This is a genomic window from Vibrio tritonius (genome assembly GCF_001547935.1).
Classification (GTDB): domain Bacteria; phylum Pseudomonadota; class Gammaproteobacteria; order Enterobacterales; family Vibrionaceae; genus Vibrio; species Vibrio tritonius.
In genome coordinates this window covers 227,033-249,492 of the sequence record NZ_AP014635.1, presented here as the reverse complement: position 1 = coordinate 249,492, position 22,460 = coordinate 227,033, and the positions used below count along the sequence as shown (strand labels likewise).

The 22,460-nt window shown below is 44.5% G+C and carries 18 protein-coding genes; 9 read left to right on the top strand and 9 right to left on the bottom strand.

What is annotated here, in order from left to right:
- The first annotated feature begins 14 nt into the window (after nt 1-14).
- Both dusB and fis read left to right on the top strand, forming a co-directional pair.
- Complete coding sequence (dusB, locus tag JCM16456_RS01085; RefSeq protein WP_068715829.1) at nt 15-986, top strand: tRNA dihydrouridine synthase DusB; 972 nt, start codon at nt 15-17, stop codon at nt 984-986.
- Nucleotides 987-1,005: 19 nt separating this feature from the next.
- Entirely contained in the window at nt 1,006-1,302 is a 297-nt protein-coding gene (fis, locus tag JCM16456_RS01080) for a DNA-binding transcriptional regulator Fis (protein WP_000462885.1), read from the top strand.
- 92 nt (nt 1,303-1,394) lie between these two features.
- On the opposite strand, the gene JCM16456_RS01075 is transcribed toward fis, so the two are convergent.
- On the bottom strand, nt 1,395-2,816 hold the full coding sequence (locus JCM16456_RS01075) for a sugar porter family MFS transporter (protein WP_197655208.1): 1,422 nt from the start codon (nt 2,814-2,816) through the stop codon (nt 1,395-1,397).
- A gap of 243 nt (nt 2,817-3,059) precedes the next feature.
- The gene (locus JCM16456_RS01070) at nt 3,060-4,424 is read right to left on the bottom strand and encodes an ABC transporter substrate-binding protein (protein ID WP_068711641.1); all 1,365 of its coding nucleotides are present in this window, start codon (nt 4,422-4,424) and stop codon (nt 3,060-3,062) included.
- A 179-nt stretch (nt 4,425-4,603) separates the two neighbouring features.
- On the opposite strand from JCM16456_RS01070, the gene JCM16456_RS01065 reads away from it, so the two are divergent.
- Nucleotides 4,604-6,247, top strand: coding sequence for a methyl-accepting chemotaxis protein (locus JCM16456_RS01065; protein WP_068711639.1), 1,644 nt, complete (start codon nt 4,604-4,606; stop codon nt 6,245-6,247).
- Between the two features lie 40 nt (nt 6,248-6,287).
- On the opposite strand, the gene zntR is transcribed toward JCM16456_RS01065, so the two are convergent.
- Nucleotides 6,288-6,686, bottom strand: a complete 399-nt coding sequence (zntR, locus tag JCM16456_RS01060) for a Zn(2+)-responsive transcriptional regulator (protein ID WP_068711637.1) — start codon at nt 6,684-6,686, stop codon at nt 6,288-6,290.
- 9 nt (nt 6,687-6,695) lie between these two features.
- Here zntR and JCM16456_RS24030 point away from each other — a divergent pair, with 9 nt between their 5' ends.
- From JCM16456_RS24030 to purD, 3 genes are all read left to right on the top strand, one after another.
- On the top strand, nt 6,696-6,872 hold the full coding sequence (locus JCM16456_RS24030) for a phosphoribosylamine--glycine ligase (protein ID WP_082712201.1): 177 nt from the start codon (nt 6,696-6,698) through the stop codon (nt 6,870-6,872).
- A gap of 48 nt (nt 6,873-6,920) precedes the next feature.
- A complete protein-coding gene (purH, locus tag JCM16456_RS01055; protein WP_068711635.1) occupies nt 6,921-8,528 on the top strand; it encodes a bifunctional phosphoribosylaminoimidazolecarboxamide formyltransferase/IMP cyclohydrolase in 1,608 nt (535 codons plus the stop codon).
- 104 nt (nt 8,529-8,632) lie between these two features.
- Nucleotides 8,633-9,922 (top strand): phosphoribosylamine--glycine ligase, encoded by a 1,290-nt coding sequence (purD, locus tag JCM16456_RS01050; protein ID WP_068711633.1) that lies wholly within the window; start codon nt 8,633-8,635, stop codon nt 9,920-9,922.
- 94 nt (nt 9,923-10,016) lie between these two features.
- Here purD and JCM16456_RS01045 read toward each other — a convergent pair whose 3' ends face one another.
- Complete coding sequence (locus tag JCM16456_RS01045; RefSeq protein ID WP_068711631.1) at nt 10,017-10,709, bottom strand: DUF1481 domain-containing protein; 693 nt, start codon at nt 10,707-10,709, stop codon at nt 10,017-10,019.
- Between the two features lie 50 nt (nt 10,710-10,759).
- A complete protein-coding gene (gene hupA, locus JCM16456_RS01040; RefSeq protein WP_068711629.1) occupies nt 10,760-11,032 on the bottom strand; it encodes a nucleoid-associated protein HU-alpha in 273 nt (90 codons plus the stop codon).
- Between the two features lie 433 nt (nt 11,033-11,465).
- Here hupA and JCM16456_RS01035 point away from each other — a divergent pair, with 433 nt between their 5' ends.
- On the top strand, nt 11,466-12,593 hold the full coding sequence (locus tag JCM16456_RS01035; RefSeq protein WP_068711627.1) for a CNNM domain-containing protein: 1,128 nt from the start codon (nt 11,466-11,468) through the stop codon (nt 12,591-12,593).
- 277 nt (nt 12,594-12,870) lie between these two features.
- Here JCM16456_RS01035 and JCM16456_RS01030 read toward each other — a convergent pair whose 3' ends face one another.
- The 3 genes from JCM16456_RS01030 to JCM16456_RS01020 form a co-directional block, all read right to left on the bottom strand.
- On the bottom strand, nt 12,871-14,457 hold the full coding sequence (locus JCM16456_RS01030) for a carboxylesterase/lipase family protein (RefSeq protein ID WP_068711625.1): 1,587 nt from the start codon (nt 14,455-14,457) through the stop codon (nt 12,871-12,873).
- Nucleotides 14,458-14,592: 135 nt separating this feature from the next.
- Entirely contained in the window at nt 14,593-16,164 is a 1,572-nt protein-coding gene (locus tag JCM16456_RS01025) for a carbohydrate porin (RefSeq protein ID WP_068711623.1), read from the bottom strand.
- A 110-nt stretch (nt 16,165-16,274) separates the two neighbouring features.
- Entirely contained in the window at nt 16,275-17,678 is a 1,404-nt protein-coding gene (locus tag JCM16456_RS01020) for a glycoside hydrolase family 1 protein (protein WP_068711622.1), read from the bottom strand.
- Nucleotides 17,679-18,375: 697 nt separating this feature from the next.
- On the opposite strand from JCM16456_RS01020, the gene licT reads away from it, so the two are divergent.
- Both licT and JCM16456_RS01010 read left to right on the top strand, forming a co-directional pair.
- Nucleotides 18,376-19,218 carry a BglG family transcription antiterminator LicT gene (gene licT / locus JCM16456_RS01015; RefSeq protein ID WP_068711620.1) on the top strand — a complete coding sequence of 281 codons (843 nt, stop codon included), beginning with the start codon at nt 18,376-18,378 and terminating at the stop codon, nt 19,216-19,218.
- A 307-nt stretch (nt 19,219-19,525) separates the two neighbouring features.
- Nucleotides 19,526-21,430 (top strand): beta-glucoside-specific PTS transporter subunit IIABC, encoded by a 1,905-nt coding sequence (locus JCM16456_RS01010; protein WP_068711618.1) that lies wholly within the window; start codon nt 19,526-19,528, stop codon nt 21,428-21,430.
- 429 nt (nt 21,431-21,859) lie between these two features.
- Here the strand turns inward: JCM16456_RS01010 and JCM16456_RS01005 are convergent, their stop codons facing one another.
- Nucleotides 21,860-22,447 carry a YjaG family protein gene (locus JCM16456_RS01005; protein WP_068711616.1) on the bottom strand — a complete coding sequence of 196 codons (588 nt, stop codon included), beginning with the start codon at nt 22,445-22,447 and terminating at the stop codon, nt 21,860-21,862.
- Between the last annotated feature and the right edge of the window lie 13 nt (nt 22,448-22,460).

The window sequence follows — 22,460 nt, the reverse complement described above, 5'->3', positions numbered from 1 at the left end:
ACTGTGAAGACGTTTTGAAAATCGGAAATTATCAACTTAAGAACAATCTCATCGTTGCCCCTATGGCAGGAGTTACAGACAGACCGTTTCGAGAGTTGTGTCTACGCTATGGTGCAGGAATGGCCGTCAGTGAAATGATGTCCTCTAATCCTGAACTGTGGAAAACGTCGAAGTCAAAAAATCGCATGGTGCATGAAGGCGAATCGGGCGTTCGCTCAGTGCAAATTGCTGGAAGTGACCCACAGCTTATGGCCGAGGCGGCTCAATTTAGTGTTGAAAATGGTGCGCAAATCATCGATATCAACATGGGCTGCCCAGCAAAAAAAGTGAATAAAAAGCTCGCTGGTTCTGCTTTGCTTCGTTACCCAGAGATCATAAAAGATATCTTGGAAACCGTAGTGAATGCAGTCAATGTTCCTGTAACACTGAAAACCAGAACGGGCTGGGATACAGACAATAAAAACTGTATCTATATCGCTAAACTAGCCGAAGACTGCGGCATCCAAGCACTGGCCCTTCATGGGAGAACCCGCGCTTGTATGTACAAAGGTGAGGCGGAATATGACAGCATTAAAGCGGTCAAGGCAGCCATCAATATACCGGTTATCGCTAATGGTGATATCGATAGTCCGGAGAAGGCCAAGCACGTACTGGAGTACACCGGTGCAGACGCTTTAATGATTGGACGTCCAGCCCAAGGACGCCCGTGGATTTTTCAGGAAATCCGACACTTTTTGGAAACCGGCAAAACGATGCCAGAACTCCCGCATTCGGAAGTGAAGGACATCATGCTTGGTCATGTACAAGCTCTGCACCAATTTTATGGTGAGTATCTTGGCCCCCGTATCGCGCGCAAGCACGTAGGGTGGTATCTCAAAGAACATGAACAAGCAATTGAGTTTCGCCGGACCTTTAACGCCATCGAGTCAGCGCCGCTGCAACTAGAGGCGCTCGAAGGTTATTTTGATAACGTTGCACAATATTAAGAGAAGAGCTAGACCGAATATGTTCGAACAAAATCTGACTTCAGAAGCTTTAACAGTAACAACAGTAACTTCACAAGACCAAATCACGCAAAAACCACTACGTGATTCAGTTAAAGCATCTCTTAAAAACTATCTTGCTCAATTAAACGGTCAAGAAGTAACAGAACTTTACGAATTAGTTCTAGCAGAAGTTGAACAGCCACTACTAGATACCATCATGCAGTACACTCGCGGTAACCAAACTCGCGCAGCAACAATGATGGGTATCAACCGCGGTACTCTTCGTAAGAAACTAAAAAAATACGGCATGAACTAAGAAGAAATTCTAATTCATTGATTTTAAAAGCCACGCTATCAATAGCGTGGCTTTTATTTTTTCATCTATCATCGCACCGCGATTAACGTATATTAATGAGCATGTCGCGACCTTAATGACGTTTTATTGGTTGCCAACTCGCTATGAGGGATACCAATATCACGTAACGGTTTACCCGCCATTAAATTCGCTTCAATGGATTCGAGTGTCACACCCTTAGTTTCAGGCACAAAGAAAATCGTCACAGCCACAAACACAATGTTAAATACCGCGTACAACCAGAAAGTTGGTGCCGTACCAATACCATTGAGAAGTGACAAGAAAGTTGCGCCTAACACCATGTTAGAAATCCAGTTCATGGTGGTTGAACAAGCGATACCAAAATCGCGACCTTTTAGCGGCTGAACTTCTGAACACAATACCCATACCATAGGTGCTGCGCTCATAGCGTAACCACAGATACAAACGATAGAAGTCAGTACAGCTAAGTAAGAAAAGTAAACTGGCGCCTCTCCTGCTAGAACAAATTTTAGCAGCAAGCCTAGGCAGAACATGCCAATACCCATTACGGTAAAACCAATCTTTAATGCTGGCTTGCGGCCCCAACTGTCTGCCATACCAATGGCAATGAAGGTGGCTGCCACAAAGGCGACACCAACCAAAACCGTACCAAACATCTGCTCCATATTGCTCGTAAAGCCCGCCATTTCAAAGATCTTAGGCGCGTAGTACATCAAAATATTCATACCGGTAAATTGCTGCATAAATTGCAAAACCAATCCCAACCCGACACTGCGACGAAAGTTTTTATTCGCTTTAAACAGCGCAAAGCCAGATTGTTTCACTTTCAAGCTAGCCACAATTTCTTGGAACTCAGAACTTGCCGCACGTTCGTCCATACGCAAAGAAAGTAATACTTGTTGCGCTTCTTGAACATAACCACGAGACGCTAACCAACGAGGTGAACGAGGCATAAAATACACCGCAGCCACCAGCACCAAAGTCGGAATCAACAGGACTGCAAACATCATGCGCCAGTTGCCAGTTTGCGCAAACCAAGTATCCGACAGAAACGCCAGCAAGATCCCAACGGTCACCATCAATTGATAAGTGGCAATTCGACGACCACGTACCGCTTTATCCGACATTTCAGAAAGATAAAGAGGAGCAGCAAAGGACGCTATACCAATCGCAAAACCTTGAATCACACGAAAGAACAGCATGACATCAATATTGCTAGAGAAAGTACAACCAAGCGTACCGATAGCAAAAATGATCCCCCCCCACATTAAACTCCTTTTTCGACCAAGACTCGCAGATAGCCAGTTATTAGAAATTGAGCCTAATGTGGCACCGAGCATCATTGTGCTGACGATCCACTCTTGTTGATGAATGGTAATGCTCCACTCGTTAGTGATGAAAGGCAATGCACCTGAAATCAGTCCGATGTCTAAACCAAATAAGAGGCCCGCTAGAGACGCGGCGACAGAGATAAGAGTATTGTAATTAAACATTAGAGTGTTATTCCTCATGAGTAGGGTCACTCAATAATACGTACCGTCAATTCGGAAACGCTTGAGGAAATCGCACCATGAGAAAATGAGCGCTTTTATGTATTTTTTTAGCAAAAAAGTACATATAAACGGTGTATATATCACCTTTATGACTTAAGTCTTCAGTCTAACCACCTGTTTTATTGAGCTTAATAAAAAAGCCGCATGAAATCAGTGCGGCTTTTTTATACATATCAGAAAATACTATCGCACTTCTACATCCAACATCTTTTGATTGATGGTATCGGCGGCTTCTTGCATACGCTCTTTTACCGACTCACCTTTTAGCACGATATCTTGCAACGCAGCAGCCCAATCGGTAGTCGTTTCAAAGAACCGTGGCTGTGGAGTAAATTTAATCTCCGTATTATCGATAATAGTTCGAAAGGTATCTTCATACCCCGTTAGCTCCTTAATGGCTGACTGCCATTGCGGACTGTCCCAAATTGATTTACGAACCGGGTTAACAACATTGGCATGCGTCGCCCCCCACATCATGTGTTCCTTCCCAGTAAAGTACTGCATAAAGAGCCATGCTGCTTGCTTACGATGAGACCCATTCGCCATCGCTAACGACCAAATCCACTCATTAGCGCCACTTACACCATTATCAAAAACAGGAATGGGCGCAAAGCCGAGGTTATCTCTCTCTATCGCCCCACTATCATGACTTTGGAAGTAACCAATAATGTCCGCATCTAATGCAATCGCCGCTTTCCCTGAGCCTATATCTTTTGCTACTTGATACCAGGTGTAGTTTTGCCAATCCTCAGGGCCACTTTGTTTAATTAAATCCGTGTACTTCTGCGTAACCGCAATGGCCTTGGGAGAATCGAGCTGCGAAACCAAACGCTGCTTTCTGATCACAAAATCCCGCGCACCATAGTTACTGAATGCGGTCATATAACCGGGATGAATCGTCGCCCACGATAACGTTCCGCGCACCGCTACACCATAAGAACCAGCACCATTCCAACCTTTGAGCTTTGCCGCTGTTGTCATTAACTCAGCAAAAGTCTGCGGTATGTTTCCCCCGACCATTTCGATAGCTCGCTTGTTATAAATCATAACGTTCGCTTCAAAACCAAGTGGTAGTGCCCATAACTTCCCCGTTCCCACAGGGTGCCCTGGTACGAGATCCCAACGATCACCATTAAGAACCCCCTCAAAAAAGTCTTCTAATGCATATTGAGGGTTAGTTAAGTGCCGATCTCGAAGAATATCATCTAAGCTCTGCACATAACCTTTGGTCGCATAATCCCAGAGTTGATACGACCCCGTCATAAACACATCAGGAGCCTTATTCTTAGCCAATAATGCGTTAAGGTCTTCAAAATAGGTTTCTTCTGACGTGACCTCATAGTGCACTTTAATCCCAGTGAGCGCTTCAAATTCGCCTAACCTTTGAATAATGGCATCAGAATAAGGATGCTTGTTTAACATAACGTTAATTTCCTGCTGCGATGCTTGTTGCCAATAAAACACAGAGGGCACAGCCATCGCCTGCCTCAGAAACAGCAGGTAAAACAGCATAAAAATAGCAAACCAACATTGAGAAAGTCGGGACATGAACTTCTCCTTTTAAAATCACTGGGCACTCCGCGACAACGCAGTGAATTAACTTTCGAGATGTATATGTAGTAAAAAAAGTATAGTGCTCTATGACAAAAACAAATAACCCAAAGGAATGAGTAACGAATTCTCGGTTTTCAACTACAGTTGAGGGTATTGATGAAAAGGAGAGCAACATGACTGCTGGAGTGTTACGCAACTTCCCAATTGCTACAAGACAATACCTGATGATTGGGATCACGACTATTCTGCTTTTGATTCCATTTATGTTAATGCTAAGCAGTTACCAAACCGATTTGATGGAAGCAAAAAAAACCAAAACACGTCACTTAGTTGAAAGTGCTTCATCTATTTTAGCCTACTACCATCAGCAACAAAGCGAGGGAAAGCTCTCTGAAGCAGACGCCAAGCAACAAGCCAAAAGCGTGATCAATCAGATTCGCTATGATCAAGGTGACTATTTTTGGATTAATGACCTAACCCCTGTCATGGTGATGCACCCTATCAAGCCACAGCTGGAAGGTAAGGAGCTATCGGGCGTCAAAGATCCAACAGGTAAAGCGCTATTTATGGCGATAGTAAGTGCTGCTAAACAATCTCAAGAGGGGGGAGTGGTTAGCTATATGTGGCCTAAACCGGGCTCAAGCACTGATATCGAAAAAGTCTCTTACGTTAAATTATTTCAGCCTTGGGGATGGGTTGTCGGGTCTGGCGTATACGTCGATGACGTTGATACTTTGATTGCCACTCGCACCAAAACAATTTTTATTGGCCTTGGCGTCGCAATTCTGATCATGTTGCTCTTCGCGCTACGTATTAGCTCAAGCATCGTACGCCCCTGCCGTGATACCTTAGCTGCACTTCGAGAGATATCCCAAGGCGATGGTGATCTCTCGCGCAAACTCAATGCCAATGGCAAAGATGAACTGTCAGAGATAGCTCGCGCCTTCAACCTATTTACCGACAAACTTCGTTCAACAATTATCGACATAAAACCGATGGCGCAGGAAGTCACCACGTCGGCCAATGAACTAACGAACCTAGCACTAGATGCATCAAGTAAAGCAAACGAACAAAAACAATCGGTAGATAATGTGTCCAATGCGATGCAAGAACTCGTTAATAGCAATCACGATGTAACACAGGCTGCAGAGAATGCAGCAGAATCGGCACAAAACGCCAGTGAGAAAGGAAGAGAGGGCCGTCGTTTGATTGAAGATGCATCCCAAGACATGGCATCACTTTCTCAATCCTTAACCCAAACCGACGGTAACACCCAAGCTCTTGCTCGAGAAACGGAAAATGTAGGCTCCGTGTTGGAAGTCATTCGAGGCGTGGCAGAACAAACCAACTTATTGGCATTGAACGCTGCAATCGAAGCTGCGCGTGCAGGCGAACAAGGTCGCGGATTTGCAGTGGTTGCCGATGAAGTACGAACACTTGCCACGCGCACTCAACAAAGCACCGACGAAATAGAACAAATCGTCACAGGCTTGCAACAACGGGCGAAAGAGGTGAGTCAATCCATGGAACAAACTCAGCAACAGTCACTAGCCACCTTGAAAAAAGCCGAAGATGCGCAACAAGCTCTAATCGTTGTTGATAACCAGATACAAACAATATTGAACGTGAACAGTCAAATCGTCACCGCAATTGGACATCAATCTGACGCCACACATCATATGGCCGATAGTTTAGAACGCATTACCCAAATTAGCGCTCGAGCTTCAGAGCGTGCTAAGAAAGTCTCTGCTGCCAGTGAAACCCTGCTCAACACCGGGCAAAACCTCACTCATAGTATGAAAAGTTTTAAAGTTTAACTGAGCAAAAGTGCCACAGGAGGGATCCTCTTCCTGTGGCCTATTCCAACGCTGCCAAAATTGAACAGTGACTTGCATCGTCGTCCACATCACCACAGCACGCATCATTGATTTTTTTCAACGCTGTCCGAATGCGTTTTAGCTCCGCGATTTTTTCATCAATCACATGCAACTTCGTCGTGGTAATCGCCTTCACCTCAGCACAGCTATGGCTGTTTGCTTCCAAGCGAATCTCCAATAGCTCTTTAATCTCTTCTAGGCTTAACCCAACCTCTTTTGCCTTGAGAATAAAATGAACTTGTTTTTGGTTTCCTTCATCGTAAAAGCGATACCCAGATTCACTACGACCAGCCGGAATAATTAGCCCATTTTTTTCATAAAATCGCAGCGTATCGGTTGAAACACCACACCGTTTTGCTAATTCACCAATCTGAAACATGACAGCCTCATTGTTTATTCGTTAAATTTTTCACTTGAAAAAGGTCGTTTTAGCGTTTATTTTTCGCATGCCAAACGATTGCGCGAGCTTTTATGTAATAAATTAGTTAGAATACGCGCCATCAAAATTCGACATAAGGTTCTTGCCAAACACAATCTCTTGTTTTCAAAGTTTAGGTTGAGTTGAGCAAGTATCTTTCGTCATTAACTCCACGAATTTGAGGAAAATGGAAGCATGAATAACGCTCGTCCAATCCGTCGCGCACTTATCAGCGTATCAGATAAAACCGGTATTGTTGAGTTTGCAAAAGCGCTAACACAGCGCGGTGTCGACATTCTGTCTACAGGTGGCACAGCTCGCCTACTTGCAGAACAAGGTATTGCTGTAACAGAAGTATCTGATTACACCGGTTTCCCAGAAATGATGGATGGACGCGTTAAAACGCTTCACCCTAAAGTTCATGGTGGTGTGCTAGGCCGTCGCGGTCAAGACGATGCAATCATGGAAGAGCACGGCATCAAGCCAATCGACATAGTGGTAGTGAACCTTTACCCATTTGCCGAAACCGTAGCAAAAGAAGGTTGTACTCTAGCTGACGCTGTTGAAAACATCGATATCGGTGGTCCAACTATGGTTCGCTCTGCAGCTAAAAACCACAAAGACGTGACTATCGTGGTTAAAGCGTCTGATTACGACCGCGTCATCGCTGAAATGGATGCAAACGACAAGTCGCTTACTCTAGACACTCGTTTCGACCTAGCGATTGCAGCGTTTGAACACACTGCAGCATACGACGGCATGATCGCGAACTACTTCGGTACTATGGTTCCTTCTTACGGCGAAAACAAAGAAGGCGACGAACCTTCTTTTGAAAATAAAAGTAAATTCCCTCGCACTTTCAACATGCAGTTCGAGAAAAAACAAGACATGCGTTACGGCGAAAACAGCCACCAAGATGCTGCTTTCTATGTAGAAAGTGATGCACAAAATGGTTCTGTTTCTTCTGCTAAACAGCTACAAGGTAAAGCGCTTTCTTACAACAACATCGCTGATACTGACGCAGCGCTAGAATGTGTGAAAGAATTTGCCGAGCCAGCTTGTGTTATCGTAAAACACGCAAACCCTTGTGGTGTAGCAATTGCCGATAACATCCTAGCGGCTTACGATCGTGCCTTCAAAACTGACCCGACATCAGCGTTTGGTGGCATCATCGCGTTCAACCGCGAACTAGACGCTGAAACAGCGAAATCGATCATCGACCGTCAATTTGCCGAAGTGATCATCGCACCTAAAGTGACAGCAGAAGCAGTTGAAGTAATTGCAGCGAAGAAAAACCTACGCCTACTTGAGTGCGGCGAATGGACTGCACAATCAACAGGTTTCGACGTGAAACGTGTTAACGGCGGCCTATTGGTTCAAGACCGTGACCACGGCATGGTTGCTCTTGACGATCTTAAAGTGGTGACCAAACGTCAACCGACTGAAGAAGAAATGAAAGACGCACTATTCTGCTGGAAAGTAGCGAAATTCGTCAAATCTAACGCAATTGTATACGCGAAAGGCAACGGTACTATCGGTGTTGGCGCAGGCCAAATGAGCCGCGTTTACTCTGCTAAAATTGCGGGTATCAAAGCTGCCGATGAAAATCTAGAAGTGGCAGGCAGCGTAATGGCGTCTGACGCGTTCTTCCCATTCCGTGATGGTATCGATGCAGCAGCCGAAGCGGGCATCAAATGCGTTATCCAACCTGGCGGCTCAATTCGTGATGACGAAGTTATCGCAGCAGCTGACGAACACGGCATGGCGATGATCTTCACCGGTATGCGTCACTTTCGTCACTAAGAAAAACAGGCGACCAGTTATTCGCTGGTCGCCTCATTTTTTACACCCCGTTGGTGTAAGCTATTTAAACTCTCAGCAAGTCCTCACAGTACAAGGATTCAAAGATGAATGTATTGGTAATCGGTTCCGGCGGTCGTGAACACGCTCTAGGTTGGAAAGTTGCACAAAACCCTAACGTAGCAAAAGTATTTGTTGCACCAGGTAATGCAGGTACAGCTCTAGAACCAAAACTAGAAAACGTAACTATCGCGGTTGAAGATATTGCTGGCTTAGTTGCCTTTGCAAAAGACAATGCGATTGAATTGACTATCGTTGGCCCAGAAGTCCCACTGGTTATCGGTGTGGTTGATGCGTTCCGTGAAGCGAACCTGCCAATCTTTGGCCCAACTCAAGGCGCAGCTCAACTTGAAGGCTCAAAAGCTTTCACCAAAGACTTCCTAGCTCGCCACAACATCCCAACAGCTGCTTACGCTAACTTCACTGAAATTGAACCAGCATTAGCTTACGTTCGTGAACAAGGCGCACCTATCGTTGTTAAAGCTGACGGTCTTGCTGCAGGTAAAGGCGTTATCGTTGCGATGACACTTGAAGAAGCAGAAGATGCCATCAAAGACATGCTCGCGGGCAATGCCTTTGGTGATGCAGGTAGCCGTGTGGTTATCGAAGAGTTCCTTGATGGCGAAGAAGCCAGCTTCATCGTGATGGTTGATGGCAAAAACGTTCTTCCTATGGCAACCAGCCAAGACCACAAACGTGTTGGCGACAAAGACACAGGCCCTAACACTGGCGGCATGGGTGCTTACTCTCCTGCTCCAGTTGTAACACCTGAAATCCATAACCGCATTATGGAAGAAGTAATCTACCCAACCGTACGCGGAATGGAAGCAGAAGGTCACCCATACACTGGTTTCCTTTACGCAGGTCTGATGATCGATAGCGAAGGCACACCAAAAGTGATCGAATACAACTGCCGCTTTGGTGACCCAGAAACTCAACCTATCATGATGCGCATGCAATCAGACCTTGTTGAGCTTTGCCAAGCTGCACTAGAAGGCAAGCTAGACCAAGTAGAATCGAAATGGGATCCTCGTGCGTCTATCGGTATCGTTCTAGCCGCTGGTGGTTACCCAGGTGACTACAACAAAGGCGATATCATCACTCTGCCAACTACAGAAGCAGAAGGTCAAAAGATCTTCCACGCAGGTACTTCTGAAAAAGAAGGCAACGTGGTGACCAACGGTGGTCGCGTACTGTGTGCAACCGCACTGGGTAACACGGTCTCTGAAGCGCAGCAACGTGCTTATGAGCTAGCTAAGCAAGTGAGCTGGAACGGCATGTTCTACCGTAACGACATCGGCTATCGCGCCATTGCTCGTGAGCAAGCGGAAAAATAATTGCCCTTAGCGACACTAAAATGAAAAAAGCGCTGATATTTCAGCGCTTTTTTATTGGATTCATCGGCTAGGCAGTGGTATTTAACCCATCTTCTCACTTGGCAAGCAAATCTGGCGCTTGCATACACCCATGGGAGCCTTCTGCCAAGGTAAGCAAAGTATCAATGTATACCGAGTCTTTGTTCACTTTACCGATAAAAGCAACATAACTATCGAGCGATGCTAAACGGTTTATCACTAAACTTGGCAGGGTATCGTTAAACTGCAGTCTCTGATATTTGGCATCATTGCAGCGGTCAAACTCTTGACCATTCCACACGCCTTGAATCAACTCCAAACCTTGTTTTTTCTGATCTTGCGTCACCTTACTAACATAACGAGCTTGTTTAACGTATTGGTCAATCTGCTCGCTTGATAAGGGCAACACTTTACCATCTAATCGATAACGCTGATAAATCGCCTCTCCATGGCTATCAAAGCGCAGCAAAGTTTCAAACGGTGCCACTTCTTCGTTTTGTAGACGTTCACCTACTCGAGAGACTTCTCGTACAAAACCATCTTCCCAACGATAGGTGGTTTTGTACCAGTTAAAAGGCCCAGCGATAACATAATCTGATGCTTGGTCTGGCACATTGTTTTTCTCAGTAAACCAGTAATAACGCGCTTCATCACCAATGCGCTCACCGCCAGTGTAATGCTGAGTGTTAACTAATTTTGGGGTTGATATAGATGAGGAACAGCCAGCTAGAACAGCGGCAAAAAGAAAAGGAACAATGCGTGACTTCATAATAACGACTTGAATAAAGAACGCCGGGAAACCCCGGCGTTACAGAACTATTATTTCACTGAATCTTTCAGTGCTTTACCAGCGACGAATGCTGGTACATTTGCTGCTGCGATTTGGATCTCGTCACCAGTTTTAGGGTTACGGCCAGTGCGAGCTGCACGGTGATTTACTTTAAAAGTACCAAAACCAATTAGTTGAACTTGGTCACCCTCTTTTAGCGCGCCTTCTACCGCACCTAGAGTAGCTTCAAGAGCAGCTTTAGCTTGAGCTTTTGATAGGTCAGCTTTCTCTGCGATAAAATCGATCAATTGGGTCTTGTTCATTAGGTTTCCCTTCTTAGATAGGTTATCGAATTCACTTCACTCTAAAGCATAAATAGCCCGTATGGCAAAGGTTTGTCGTACAAGATGAGTTACTCTGACGCACTTTTAACCATAATATGAGTAAGAGCTCACAATTTGTTACTCTTTAACCAGTTATTCACGCTTGTTTTGACACCATAATGGCCTCATTTTATACCTAGAGAAGTGCTTATATATCGACCAAGAATCGTCTTTCTCTCTGCTTTTAGGGCGGTTTTTCCGAAAAAGATATGAACTTCTACAATAAAGATAAGTGGTAAAAAGTGATACCCAAAACACTTTGAAGGTTGATGAGAAAAAAACCTCGCCGACATTTGAGGTGATTTAGGTATACTTTAACTTCGTTTCAATGTCTGCATAGCAGCTAAGATTGAACACACAATAAGGATTCAACATGTTCCTGCTTACCGTCTACGTTTGTGTAGCGATTGGCATTTCATTTATCTGTTCGGTTCTCGAAGCCGTTCTACTTTGTATTACCCCAAGCTACATTGCACAACTTCGTCAAAAAGGCGATCCTGCTGCTCAGCGTCTCTATAATTTAAAAGCTGATATCGATCGTCCACTCGCATCTATTCTTACGCTTAACACCATTGCTCATACCATTGGTGCCGCTAGTGCAGGCGCCCAAGCCGCCATTGTCTTTGGCAGTGAATGGTTAGGTGTGTTCTCTGCTGTACTCACCCTCGGCATTTTGGTGCTTTCAGAGATCGTACCAAAAACCATTGGTGCGTCTTACTGGCGAGAATTGGCCCCAACCACAGCTCGGATTCTGCAGTGGATGGTGTGGTTTCTTACGCCTTTTGTGTGGTTCTCACAACAGATCACTCGCCGCTTATCTCGCAATACTGAGCACCCGAAATATCGTGAAGAGATGTCGGCAATGGCACTGCTTGCTAATGAAAGCGGAGAAATGGATGAGGGAGAATCGCGTATACTCAATAACTTGTTATCGTTGCAGAGCATGCCGATTACTCATGTTATTACACCAAGAACCGTATTGTTTCGTGTCGACCAATCGCTCACGATTAATGAATTTTTAAATCATCACAAAGATACACCGTTCTCAAGACCTTTGGTTTATAGCGAAACACGCGAGAACATCGTTGGTTTTGTCCATCGTTTGGAGCTGTTTAAACTGCAACAGTCGGGTCTGGGAAGTAAAACTTTAGGCTCAGTCATGCGTCCTATCTACACCGTACTAAAAACGTTCAGTTTGCCAAAGACCTTTGAGCAGATGATCAAACGCCGTCAACAAATTTCATTGGTGGTTGATGAGTACGGTACGGTTATCGGTATTGTCACCATAGAAGATATTTTTGAATATTTGCTAGGAGAAGAGATTGTCGATGAAGCAGATAACACCATGGACATGCAAAAGCTCGCCTCTGAAAAGTGGGAAGCATGGAAGATAACCCATGGTGTCATCGAAAGCCGAGATGATGACCTTGAAGCTCCGCCAACAACAGAAAAAGAAAAATCAGATAAGCCTAAGATCTTAGAAGGAAGCGACGAGAGTTAATCACCTCAAACAATAATACTCACTGCATACTCGAGCTCCAGATCGCCTGCGCGGCGATTTTGGCGCTAATCGCTAGTCCGAAAACCAGTTCGAGTTCGCTGTGATTTTGTATTTGCCGTATTCACAAGTACCTCAGAACCCACAGCTCGAGCGCATTGAACGCATCGAATGCGGCCTGGCCCCTTCCTTCTTTAGAGGGAGGGCTGGGGAGGGAGCCAGCGCGCGATGAAGTTACTGCATTCTCGGTATTTTTCGCTCACCGCATACGAAGCACTGTTTATGGCTGAATCCCTTGCACCAAATCCAAACGAGCCTTCCAAGGGTCAACAATCATCTTCGTTTGCTTCACCCCTTGCTCGGAAAAAAGCATAAGATTATCCACTGCAGGGTCAAATGCATCCCACTTTGGTAACCCAGTGCCATTAGGTGAACCGGTTTTAATAAAGTTCACCCAATAATGATTCATCATCTTCGCCATAGCTTGGTCATTTGCAGTAAGTTGCTCACCATATTTTGCTTGTACTGTATTGAACGTATAAGGAATATCAGTGGCATGCAAAGCGCCCGGCCACTGCGACTTCATAGAATCAGCAACATAAGAGAAGCGATAGAGGTAAGCTTTACCACTTTGTTTAGCCGCCTGCTGAGCAACATAACGAGCTGGTTCCACCATTAATCGATCACTTGCTAATGCTTGGGCAATCGCTTGTGGTGCTTTAAGACCATTAGATTCATAAGCCGCTAACGCAGCTTGATACTGGTCTTTGCCAAAAATAGCCAATGCTTCCTCGGTGCTGTTAACTACTGGCGCAAAGCCAATATCCGCACCATTTGCCCCAACCATAATAGGCACATCCAAATTTTGACCCGCAGAATAATAAGACTGCGGCTGTTTAACCATCACTTTGCCATCAATCATAGGGCCTGAATAAGTCGGTGTATTCTTATTCATCATATTCATGTCATCTACAACACTCGCAGCAGGCAACGCGCGCAATTTAGCAAGCGCTTGACTATCATCCCCAGTAATGCCCCACTTCTTCGCAAACGCAACACCATTTGCTTGAGCAGAATGTTCCACATCCGTCACTGGTGCATCAACACGTTTAGAATTTTCCCACTGCCGACCCAATCCAGACTGAATGATAGCTTGGCTAAATAGCCCTTTCGCCAAAGGAGAATTGAGCAACACATGATCAGAAAAACCACCAGCAGACTCACCGACAATAGTGACTTTTTCAGGGTCGCCGCCAAACTGTTTGATATTCTCTTTTACCCATTTAAGCGCGGCAATTTGGTCCATAAAACCGTAGTTACCGAGTGCTTCTTGCGGATGGGCCTTCCCTTCCGCAACTAACGCTGGATGAGCAAAAAAGCCAAAACGCCCTAACCGATAGTTAAAACTCACCGCCACAACGCCTTGCTTGGCAAACTCGCTGGCATCATACACAGCAGGTGACGCACCGCCATTAACAAAGCCACCACCGTAAATCCACACCATCACCGGACGAAGCTGGGAAGCGCTTTGCGTAGGTTTCCAAACATTAAGCACCAAACAATCTTCAGCAGGCGTCGTTCCCAATGGGGCAGCATCACTTGGAAAAGGCTTTTGCATACAATCATGACCATATTGGGTCGCTTTAAAAACACCTTTCCAAGGCGTTACTGCTTGTGGCGCACGCCAACGAAGCTCGCCAACAGGAGGCTTAGCAAATGGAATACCTTTAAATGAATCGACATTATTGACACTCACTCCTTCTACATCACCCGACACTGTCTGTACAACAGGCCCAGCAAATGCGGCATAACTGCCAAGCGTACATAACAAACCGACAATACAACGGCTAAGCAACTTCTGTTTCATCACAACGGCCCTCTTTTTTGGGGTTTAATGGAAATACTTTTATCCTTGGATCAAGGATAATTCATTGATAAATAAAACTCTCGACGAGTTCTGACAATGAGAAAAAGGGATAGCCTAGCCATCCCTTAGTTTTGATTACAACCACCAAAGCTCGGCTTGAACACCAAAGCTCCATTGATCGTTACGACCACTGTCGAAGCTGAAATCAGTAATGTCATTATCTTCTGATTTCAGATAAGTCGTGTAGAAACGAATTTCTGGACGAGATTGCAACATACTGGTTGCCACTTTAAAGGTATGGAACATCGTTGCTTTGTAACCGCTTTCCTTATAATCCAGCGAATCGATCGTATTCGTTTGAGTAAAGTAACCTAACTCAACACCGCTCTGGTTGTATTGGTTCCAGATATAAGCAGGACGAACTACCGCACGTAACGATTTAAAGTCCATATGGTCATTTTCTAATTGATAATCATACAAATCATCACCTTGCGCATAAACAAACGCATGCGCCATGATCATATTCTTATCAAAGAAATAGTTCTCACCTTGTGTCATTACACGAAATGCATAGCCATCGGTGTGATGTCCGTAGTAAGAGTTGGTCCCATGACCAAAATCGGCATTGGCACCACTGATGTTGGCAAAGTTACTAGCAAATGAGTTATTGGCATACTGCAAACTAATATCGTCAAACGCACCATCAGAATAAGCTTGGTGTAAGCGTGCCCCTAGCATGTAGGCGTTTTTAATGTCGTAGTAATCACTGGAGCTTTCAGCATCATCGACACTAGAAGATTTATTTGCAAACTGGTATTTACCGTCCAGCTCAAGTGTTAACCCATTGTCGATAGGAATATTTTTATAACGCACGTCAATGGTGTTGCTGTTCATATCAACATCATCATCTTTGTTTGTTTTATTAAGATAATCAAAATCTTCACGCAGCAAGGCGATACTTACGTCCCCTTCACCCAACGCAAGTTTGTCAAAACCGACACCCGCCGCAGAAGCCGCTTTGTATCCCTTCCAGTCCAGCATTTGAATTTCATACACAGGAATAGCATGACGACCAACCCAAAACTCAGCATCCGGCGCGCCTGGAATAAAACCTTTGGTACGAACGTACAACTCAGAAAATTGCAGATAACTGTCATCCTCGCCAAATAATCCTGATGTCCGGCTTTGTGTTTCGTTACCATCTAATTGAATATGTGCACTAATCTCTCGACCATTTTCCTGATACACACGCTGATTCAAGTTAAGATCGTACCAGCCACCATATTCGTTACCAAAACGACCCAATGAACCAATCGCATAAGACTCTGGCGAGCCTTCTCCCCCAGTTGCCCAACCGCCACGGAAATAACCGGTAAAGGTAAAACCACTCTCTACAGGCACTTGTTTGGTATAAGTTGGTAGATTTTGTTTTGATTGCTCAGCATGTACTGCCGCAGTTTGTTCAGGAGACTGAGTCGCATCCAACTCTGGAGTGGTATGCGCTGTTTTAGGATCGACCGCACTAGGATTTTTTGCGGCAAGTTGTTTGAGTAAATCCTGAGCTTGCTGTATTTGTTGCTGCAGTTGCTCCATCTGCTGTTGAACAGTCAGATCTTGTGCATTTGCAGCCCCACTCAGTGCTAATAATACAGCAAGACATAGGGGTTTTATTGTTCTACCACTGGTTCTATGTGTCACGCTATTCATGATTATTATCCTTATTTGGGACGAACAAACTCACATCAAGCTCAGGAAAACTTAATGGAGAGTGTTCGTTTGTAGGGTGTTAAGGTAAGGCCTTTTCGACCTTTTATTTTTTATTCAGGTGCCGCGAGATTTGCGCCACGAGACTGAATCATGTCTTTGTACCAATAAAAACTTTTCTTCGGTTTACGTGCTAAAGAACCTTCGCCTTGATCGTTACGATCAACATAAATAAAGCCATAACGTTTCGACATTTGTGCGGTAGAAGCACTAACCAAATCAATAGGTCCCCACGAGGTGTAACCCATCACTTCAACGCCATCTTGAATTGCTTCACCCACTTGGTAGAGGTGATCGTTAAGATAAGCGATACGATAGTCATCCTCTACCACGCCCTCGTCATTCAATACGTCCTTGGCACCTAAGCCATTTTCCACAATGAACAACGGTTTTTGATAACGGTCGTAAAGGAAGTTCAGTAGGTAACGCAACCCCACAGGGTCAATTTGCCATCCCCATTCAGAGGCTTGTAAATAAGGGTTAGCGATCATCTGCAGCATATTGGCATCCGCCTTTTCCATCTCTTGTGGATCAGCGCTCGCACACCCGGTCATGTAATAGCTAAAGGAAATAAAGTCGATGGTCTCTTTCAAGTCTTCTTTATCTGCTTCAGTGATAGTTAGTTCCACACCCATCTCTTTAAATTTACGAGTCATGTAACTTGGGTAATAACCACGCGCTTGAATGTCACCAAACATCAACCACTCGCGGTTTTGCACTAGAGTTTTCACCATATCGTTTGGATGACAAGTACGAGGGTAAAGCATTGCACCCAAAATCATGTTGCCAATTTGGGCATCTGGAATCAGGTCATGACATAACTTAACCGCTTTGGCACTCGCAACGAGTTGGTGATGAATCGCTTGGAAACGAGTCTGCTCATCACAATCACGCGGTAAGCCAGAACCAGTAAATGGTTCGTGTAAAGTGACATTGATTTCATTGAACGTTAGCCAGCGTTTTACACGGTGACCATAGCGTTTAAACACGGTTTCTGCGTATTGGGTAAAGAAACCAATCACATCACGACTTGCCCAACCTTGGTATTTATGAGCCAAGTTCAGAGGCATTTCATAGTGAGAAAGCGTCACTAATGGGGTGATGTTATGTTTTTCTAACTCATCAAATACTTTGTCGTAGTAAGCAAGACCCGCTTCGTTTGGCTCGGCATCATTACCGTTAGGGAAAATACGTGACCAAGCGATAGACAAACGTAAACAGGTAAAGCCCATTTCAGAAAACAACGCGATATCTTCTGGATAACGATGATAAAAATCGATCGCAACGTCTTTGATATTGAAGTCATCGTCTTGGCGCTCGACTAATTCGCCAAACGCGCCGTTTGGTTGTACATCCGAAGTGGAAAGCCCTTTACCATCGGTAATGTGAGCACCTTCAACCTGGTTCGCAGCAATGGCACCGCCCCATAAAAAAGACTCGGGAAATTGAAAACTCATACTAAAAACTCCTGTTGCTTATTTTGCTGTTGCACCGGTAGTGCTCATTTTTCTAAATGTCACACTCACCCTCGGTGATTCACACCATATTTATGTTCAAAATCTTATTTAAAGGGACTGAATTTTGGGTAAAAAAAAACCTAGACGAAATTTCCCCACACGTTAGAAATCTCATCTAGGTTTTGCCCGCTCAGTGGCGGTAGCAACCCTAATAAACATCAAAATAGTCGATAAAAAGACTAAAAAAACCCAAAAAAAAACCTCATATCCATAACGAAACACAACGATTTCACTATGGATATAAGGTCTTGCCTGCTTAGCAGTAACAATCCGGTTTGTATGGGCAAAACTGTAAAGCAACGGTGAGAGTCGATGCAATGAAAAATATAAAAAGCTGTGATAATCATCACCAAGGTTTTTTTAGAACAGAAGTACCATCTAGACATATCCTTTTGATATATAAAATTTATTTAGTAAATACTTAATTAAGTTCACTCACGGAACAAAAACGAAAGAGAGCGAACTCACACTTAAACAGTTTGGTACTTGCACAGTGAAAGCGGTTTCAGTATTAATAGATTCGTATTTGGATTGTTACTGCATTAAGCAGGCGAAACCTAGACGATGAGAGCCTCCAGAAGCTTTCACGGGCTAGGTTTTTTTGTATCCATAAATTTGAGAACAAAAGTGCGTGATCATGCTAATTGAAAAAGTCCTAAACAATAACGTCATCATCTCCACTGACACGGACAACAATGAAATTGTTGTCATGGGGAAAGGGCTCGGCTTTCAAATGAAACCCGGGATGCCGATTGATAAAAACAAAGTAGAAAAAGTCTTCAGTTTAGAGCGGACTCAGGATGGGAATATCGACGCCCGCTATCATCAACTGTTGGCTGAAATACCAATCGACCTGTTGCTCGCAACAGAAACCATTGTCGAAACCGCGCAGAAAAAACTACCTGGTGAACTGCACCCCAGTATTCGTATTTCTCTAGCAGATCACTTGTTTTTTGCGCTCGAGCGTTGTGTTCAAGGCAAAGAAATCCAAAACGCGATGCTATGGGAAATAAAAAAACTGTATCCCAAAGAATACGCACTGGGCTTAGAAGCATTAGACATCATCAAAAAGGCGTCTGGTATCGCTTTCCCGGAAGATGAAGCAGGTTTTATTGCGCTGCACTTGGTGAATGCTCAGCTAAGTGAAGACATGCATAACACCATAGGTATCACCAACCTGATTCGCGACATTATTCAGATCATCAAATACCAATTGCGTATCGAAATGGATGAAGAAAGCTTAAATTACCAACGTTTAGTGACGCATTTAAAATTTTTTGCGCACCGTTTAATGCATAGTTCATCGGTAACAAGTGACGATGACGCACTGTTTCAATCGGTACGCTTGCAGTACCCACAATCATTTTCCTGCACTCAGAAGATCTACCTGTATGTGGAAGAAAAATTCCGTCATACCATGACGCAGGAAGAAATGATGTTTTTAACTATTCATATCGAACGTCTAAGACGCACGATTTGAGTCGTACGTAACAGCACTTTACCTACGACATTACACCTTAGGCACCCTCACCAACATGCCTAAGGGATATGTAAGGAATCGGATTCCCTATTCCTTCACTAATTTGGTTGTTTATTAGGATTGTTACTGGTCAGGCAGGCAAGACCCAAACGAAAGAAATCATTATGAAAGCGCATTTTCATAACGAGATTCTTCTTTAGGGACTGACTTGCCTATTAGGTCATGCTCCTGAAATAGGAAGAAACTCTTTGCTTGCGCTCTATCGATTTCGCTTTATCGATGTATGCAGTCATAGAGGACAATCTATATGAGCAATGAAAAAAACTACGATGCTCTAGCCAAAGAAATCGTAGCCAAAGTCGGTGGCGCAGATAACGTCACAAGCCTAGTTCACTGTGCAACACGGCTTCGTTTCCAATTAAAAGACATGGAAAAAGGTCAAGCCGAAGATCTTAAAAAACAGCCTGGTATCATTACCGTTGTAAAAAGCGGTGGCCAATTCCAAGTTGTTATTGGTAACCATGTAGGACAAGTATTCGATGCTGTAATGCCATTAGTTGGCACACTCAATAACAGTGAAAATGTTCCTTCTAATCAGCCAATAATGAACCGACTGATTGATATCATTTCCAGCATTTTTGCGCCAATTCTCGGCGTGATGGCAGGGGCTGGTATCTTGAAAGGGGTACTTGCTTTAAGCCTAGCGATGGGTTGGATCGATGGTGGTAGCGGCGCATACCGCATACTTAATGCCGCTGCCGATGGTACTTTCTATTTCTTACCGATTTTCCTTGGCTACACCTCAGCGAAAAAATTTGGTGGTAAACCCTTTATCGGCATGTCGATTGCCGCAGCATTAGTTCACCCCGAGATCACCACGCACTTTAATGCGATATTTGCCTCTGAATTAGGTGGCCCAGCGGTTGCTCCTGAGTATTTCTTTGGTATTCCAATCAGCTACATGAACTACGCATCTTCGGTTATTCCAATCATTTTGGCGTCTTGGTTTAACGTTCAATTAGAAAAACGTTTGGATAAATGGCTTCCTGATGCCATCAAAAACCTGTTCACCCCATTCTTGTGCTTGCTGATCACCGTACCGCTAACATTCTTGGTTATTGGCCCTATCGCCACCATGATTGGTCATGGTCTATCAAGCATTTTCATGTTTATGTACGACACTAGCCCTATCATTGCTGGTGCATTAATGGGCGCATTCTGGCAAGTATTGGTTATCTTCGGTCTGCACTGGGGGCTAGCTCCTGTATTTATCAACAACCTCAGTGTGAATGGCTTTGATGTATTCAGCCCAATGACGTTACCAGCGGTATTTGGTCAAGTTGGTGCGGCTATCGGTATCTTTATTATTGCTAAAAACCAAAAAACCAAAGCGCTAGCTGGCTCTGTAGGTATCACTGGTTTCTTTGGTATCACTGAACCTGCAGTATACGGTTTGAACCTACCGCGTAAAAAACCTTTTATCTTTGGCTGTGTTGGTGGCGCTGTCGGTGGTGGTTTGATCGGTTTCTTTGGCACCAAGGTATTCTCAATGGGTATTCCTGCCATTTTCAGTATCGCGCAGTACATTCCTAGCACGGGTATTGATATGACGGTGTACGGAGCCATGATTGCCGCAGCGGTCGGTCTTATTATTCCTGCTGTATTAACGGTTCTGTTCTTCCGCGAGGAAGACGAAGTGGTTACTAACGAAGCATCAACTGATTCACCAGCAGCCCCTGCTGCACCACTAAAACCAGAAAAAGAGATTCTCAGTAGCCCCTTTAATGGTGAAATTATTTCCCTAAGCCAAGTGGCAGATGAAACCTTTGCTAGTGAACTCATGGGTAAAGGCATTGCCGTCATTCCAGAAAATGGCGAGCTTTACTCCCCTGTCGATGGCGTGGTCGAATCCATCTTCAAAACTCACCATGCCTTTGGTCTAAAAAGTGAGCATGGCGCTGAAGTGCTTATCCACGTAGGGATTGATACGGTGCAACTAAACGGAGAGTTCTTCACTCCTCAAGTCAGCGAAGGTCAAAAAGTCAAAAAAGGCGATTTACTGCTGAAATTTGATATCGAAGCCATTCGTGCCAAAGGCTACGATGTGACCACACCAGTTATCATCACCAATACGGAAGAGTATTTGGATGTGTTGCCTTCAACCAAAGAGCATCACATTAATCTACAATCTCCAATTCTTTCATTGGTGTAATACGCTCTACAGGCCCATTGCGCGTGCGCATGGGCCACAGCGAACTCGGACTGCCCCATCCTCTTTAGAGGCTGGGGCTTTTTATTGGCTTGTGGTACTCATTTAATTTTTCTAGATTATGCGCATTGGCCACTGCGATCTCGATCTAGCCTCCTCTGTAGAGGTCACCGTACGCCCGAGTAACAGCTCGAGTTTGCTGTGATTTTGGTATTTCCAGCATTCAAAAACACCACAGAACCCACGGTTCGACCGCAATTGGCCACGGCGATCTCGATCTGGCCCCCTCCTTCTTTAGAGGGAGGGCTGGGGAGGGAGCTAGCGCGCGCAGATGCCAATAAAATCATCTAGTTAATAGTTTTCAAACATAAAAAACGGCCCCAGAAAAATATCTGAGGCCGCTTTATTGCATTCAAAGCAATACCAACCGAGCTATACACTCATACCAATATTACTGACGGCTTCTTCACGTAACTCTTGGCGCAAATCTTTAATCAATTGAATGTCGCGCTCTTGGGCATCTTTCAATGGACGATAAATAGCCCACTGCACATCCCACTCAGCACACACCGCTTCATTTTCTTTTTGATTTGTGTTGGTGATTTCATCTGCACCTTGCGCTTCTTCAAGCTGAGCGACGGTACGAACAGACACTTGGCTAACATCAATCACAGACTCAAGCAAACCTTCACGATCAAGCAGACCGTGCAACAAATTGGCCAATGCTTCACACGCATCAATCGCAGGGTAAACACCGTAAAACTCATAGTCTTGTGAACTTGGGATTAATTCTTCCAATTTCTCCAACTGACGCTCAAAGTTAATTTTGGCGTTTTTTACCGTCATTAACTCCCACACGCTATCAAGGATTTCCCGATAGCCACGAGCCTCGGCAAACTCAGTGTGTTCACAAAAAACGGCGTAATTAGGATACATGCGTTCACATAGACACGCCATAAAGGTAATCTGTTGCCAAGGTTCAAACTTCTCAAGGCGAAGCTGTAGAGGGTTTTGTAGCATAGTCACTCAATCG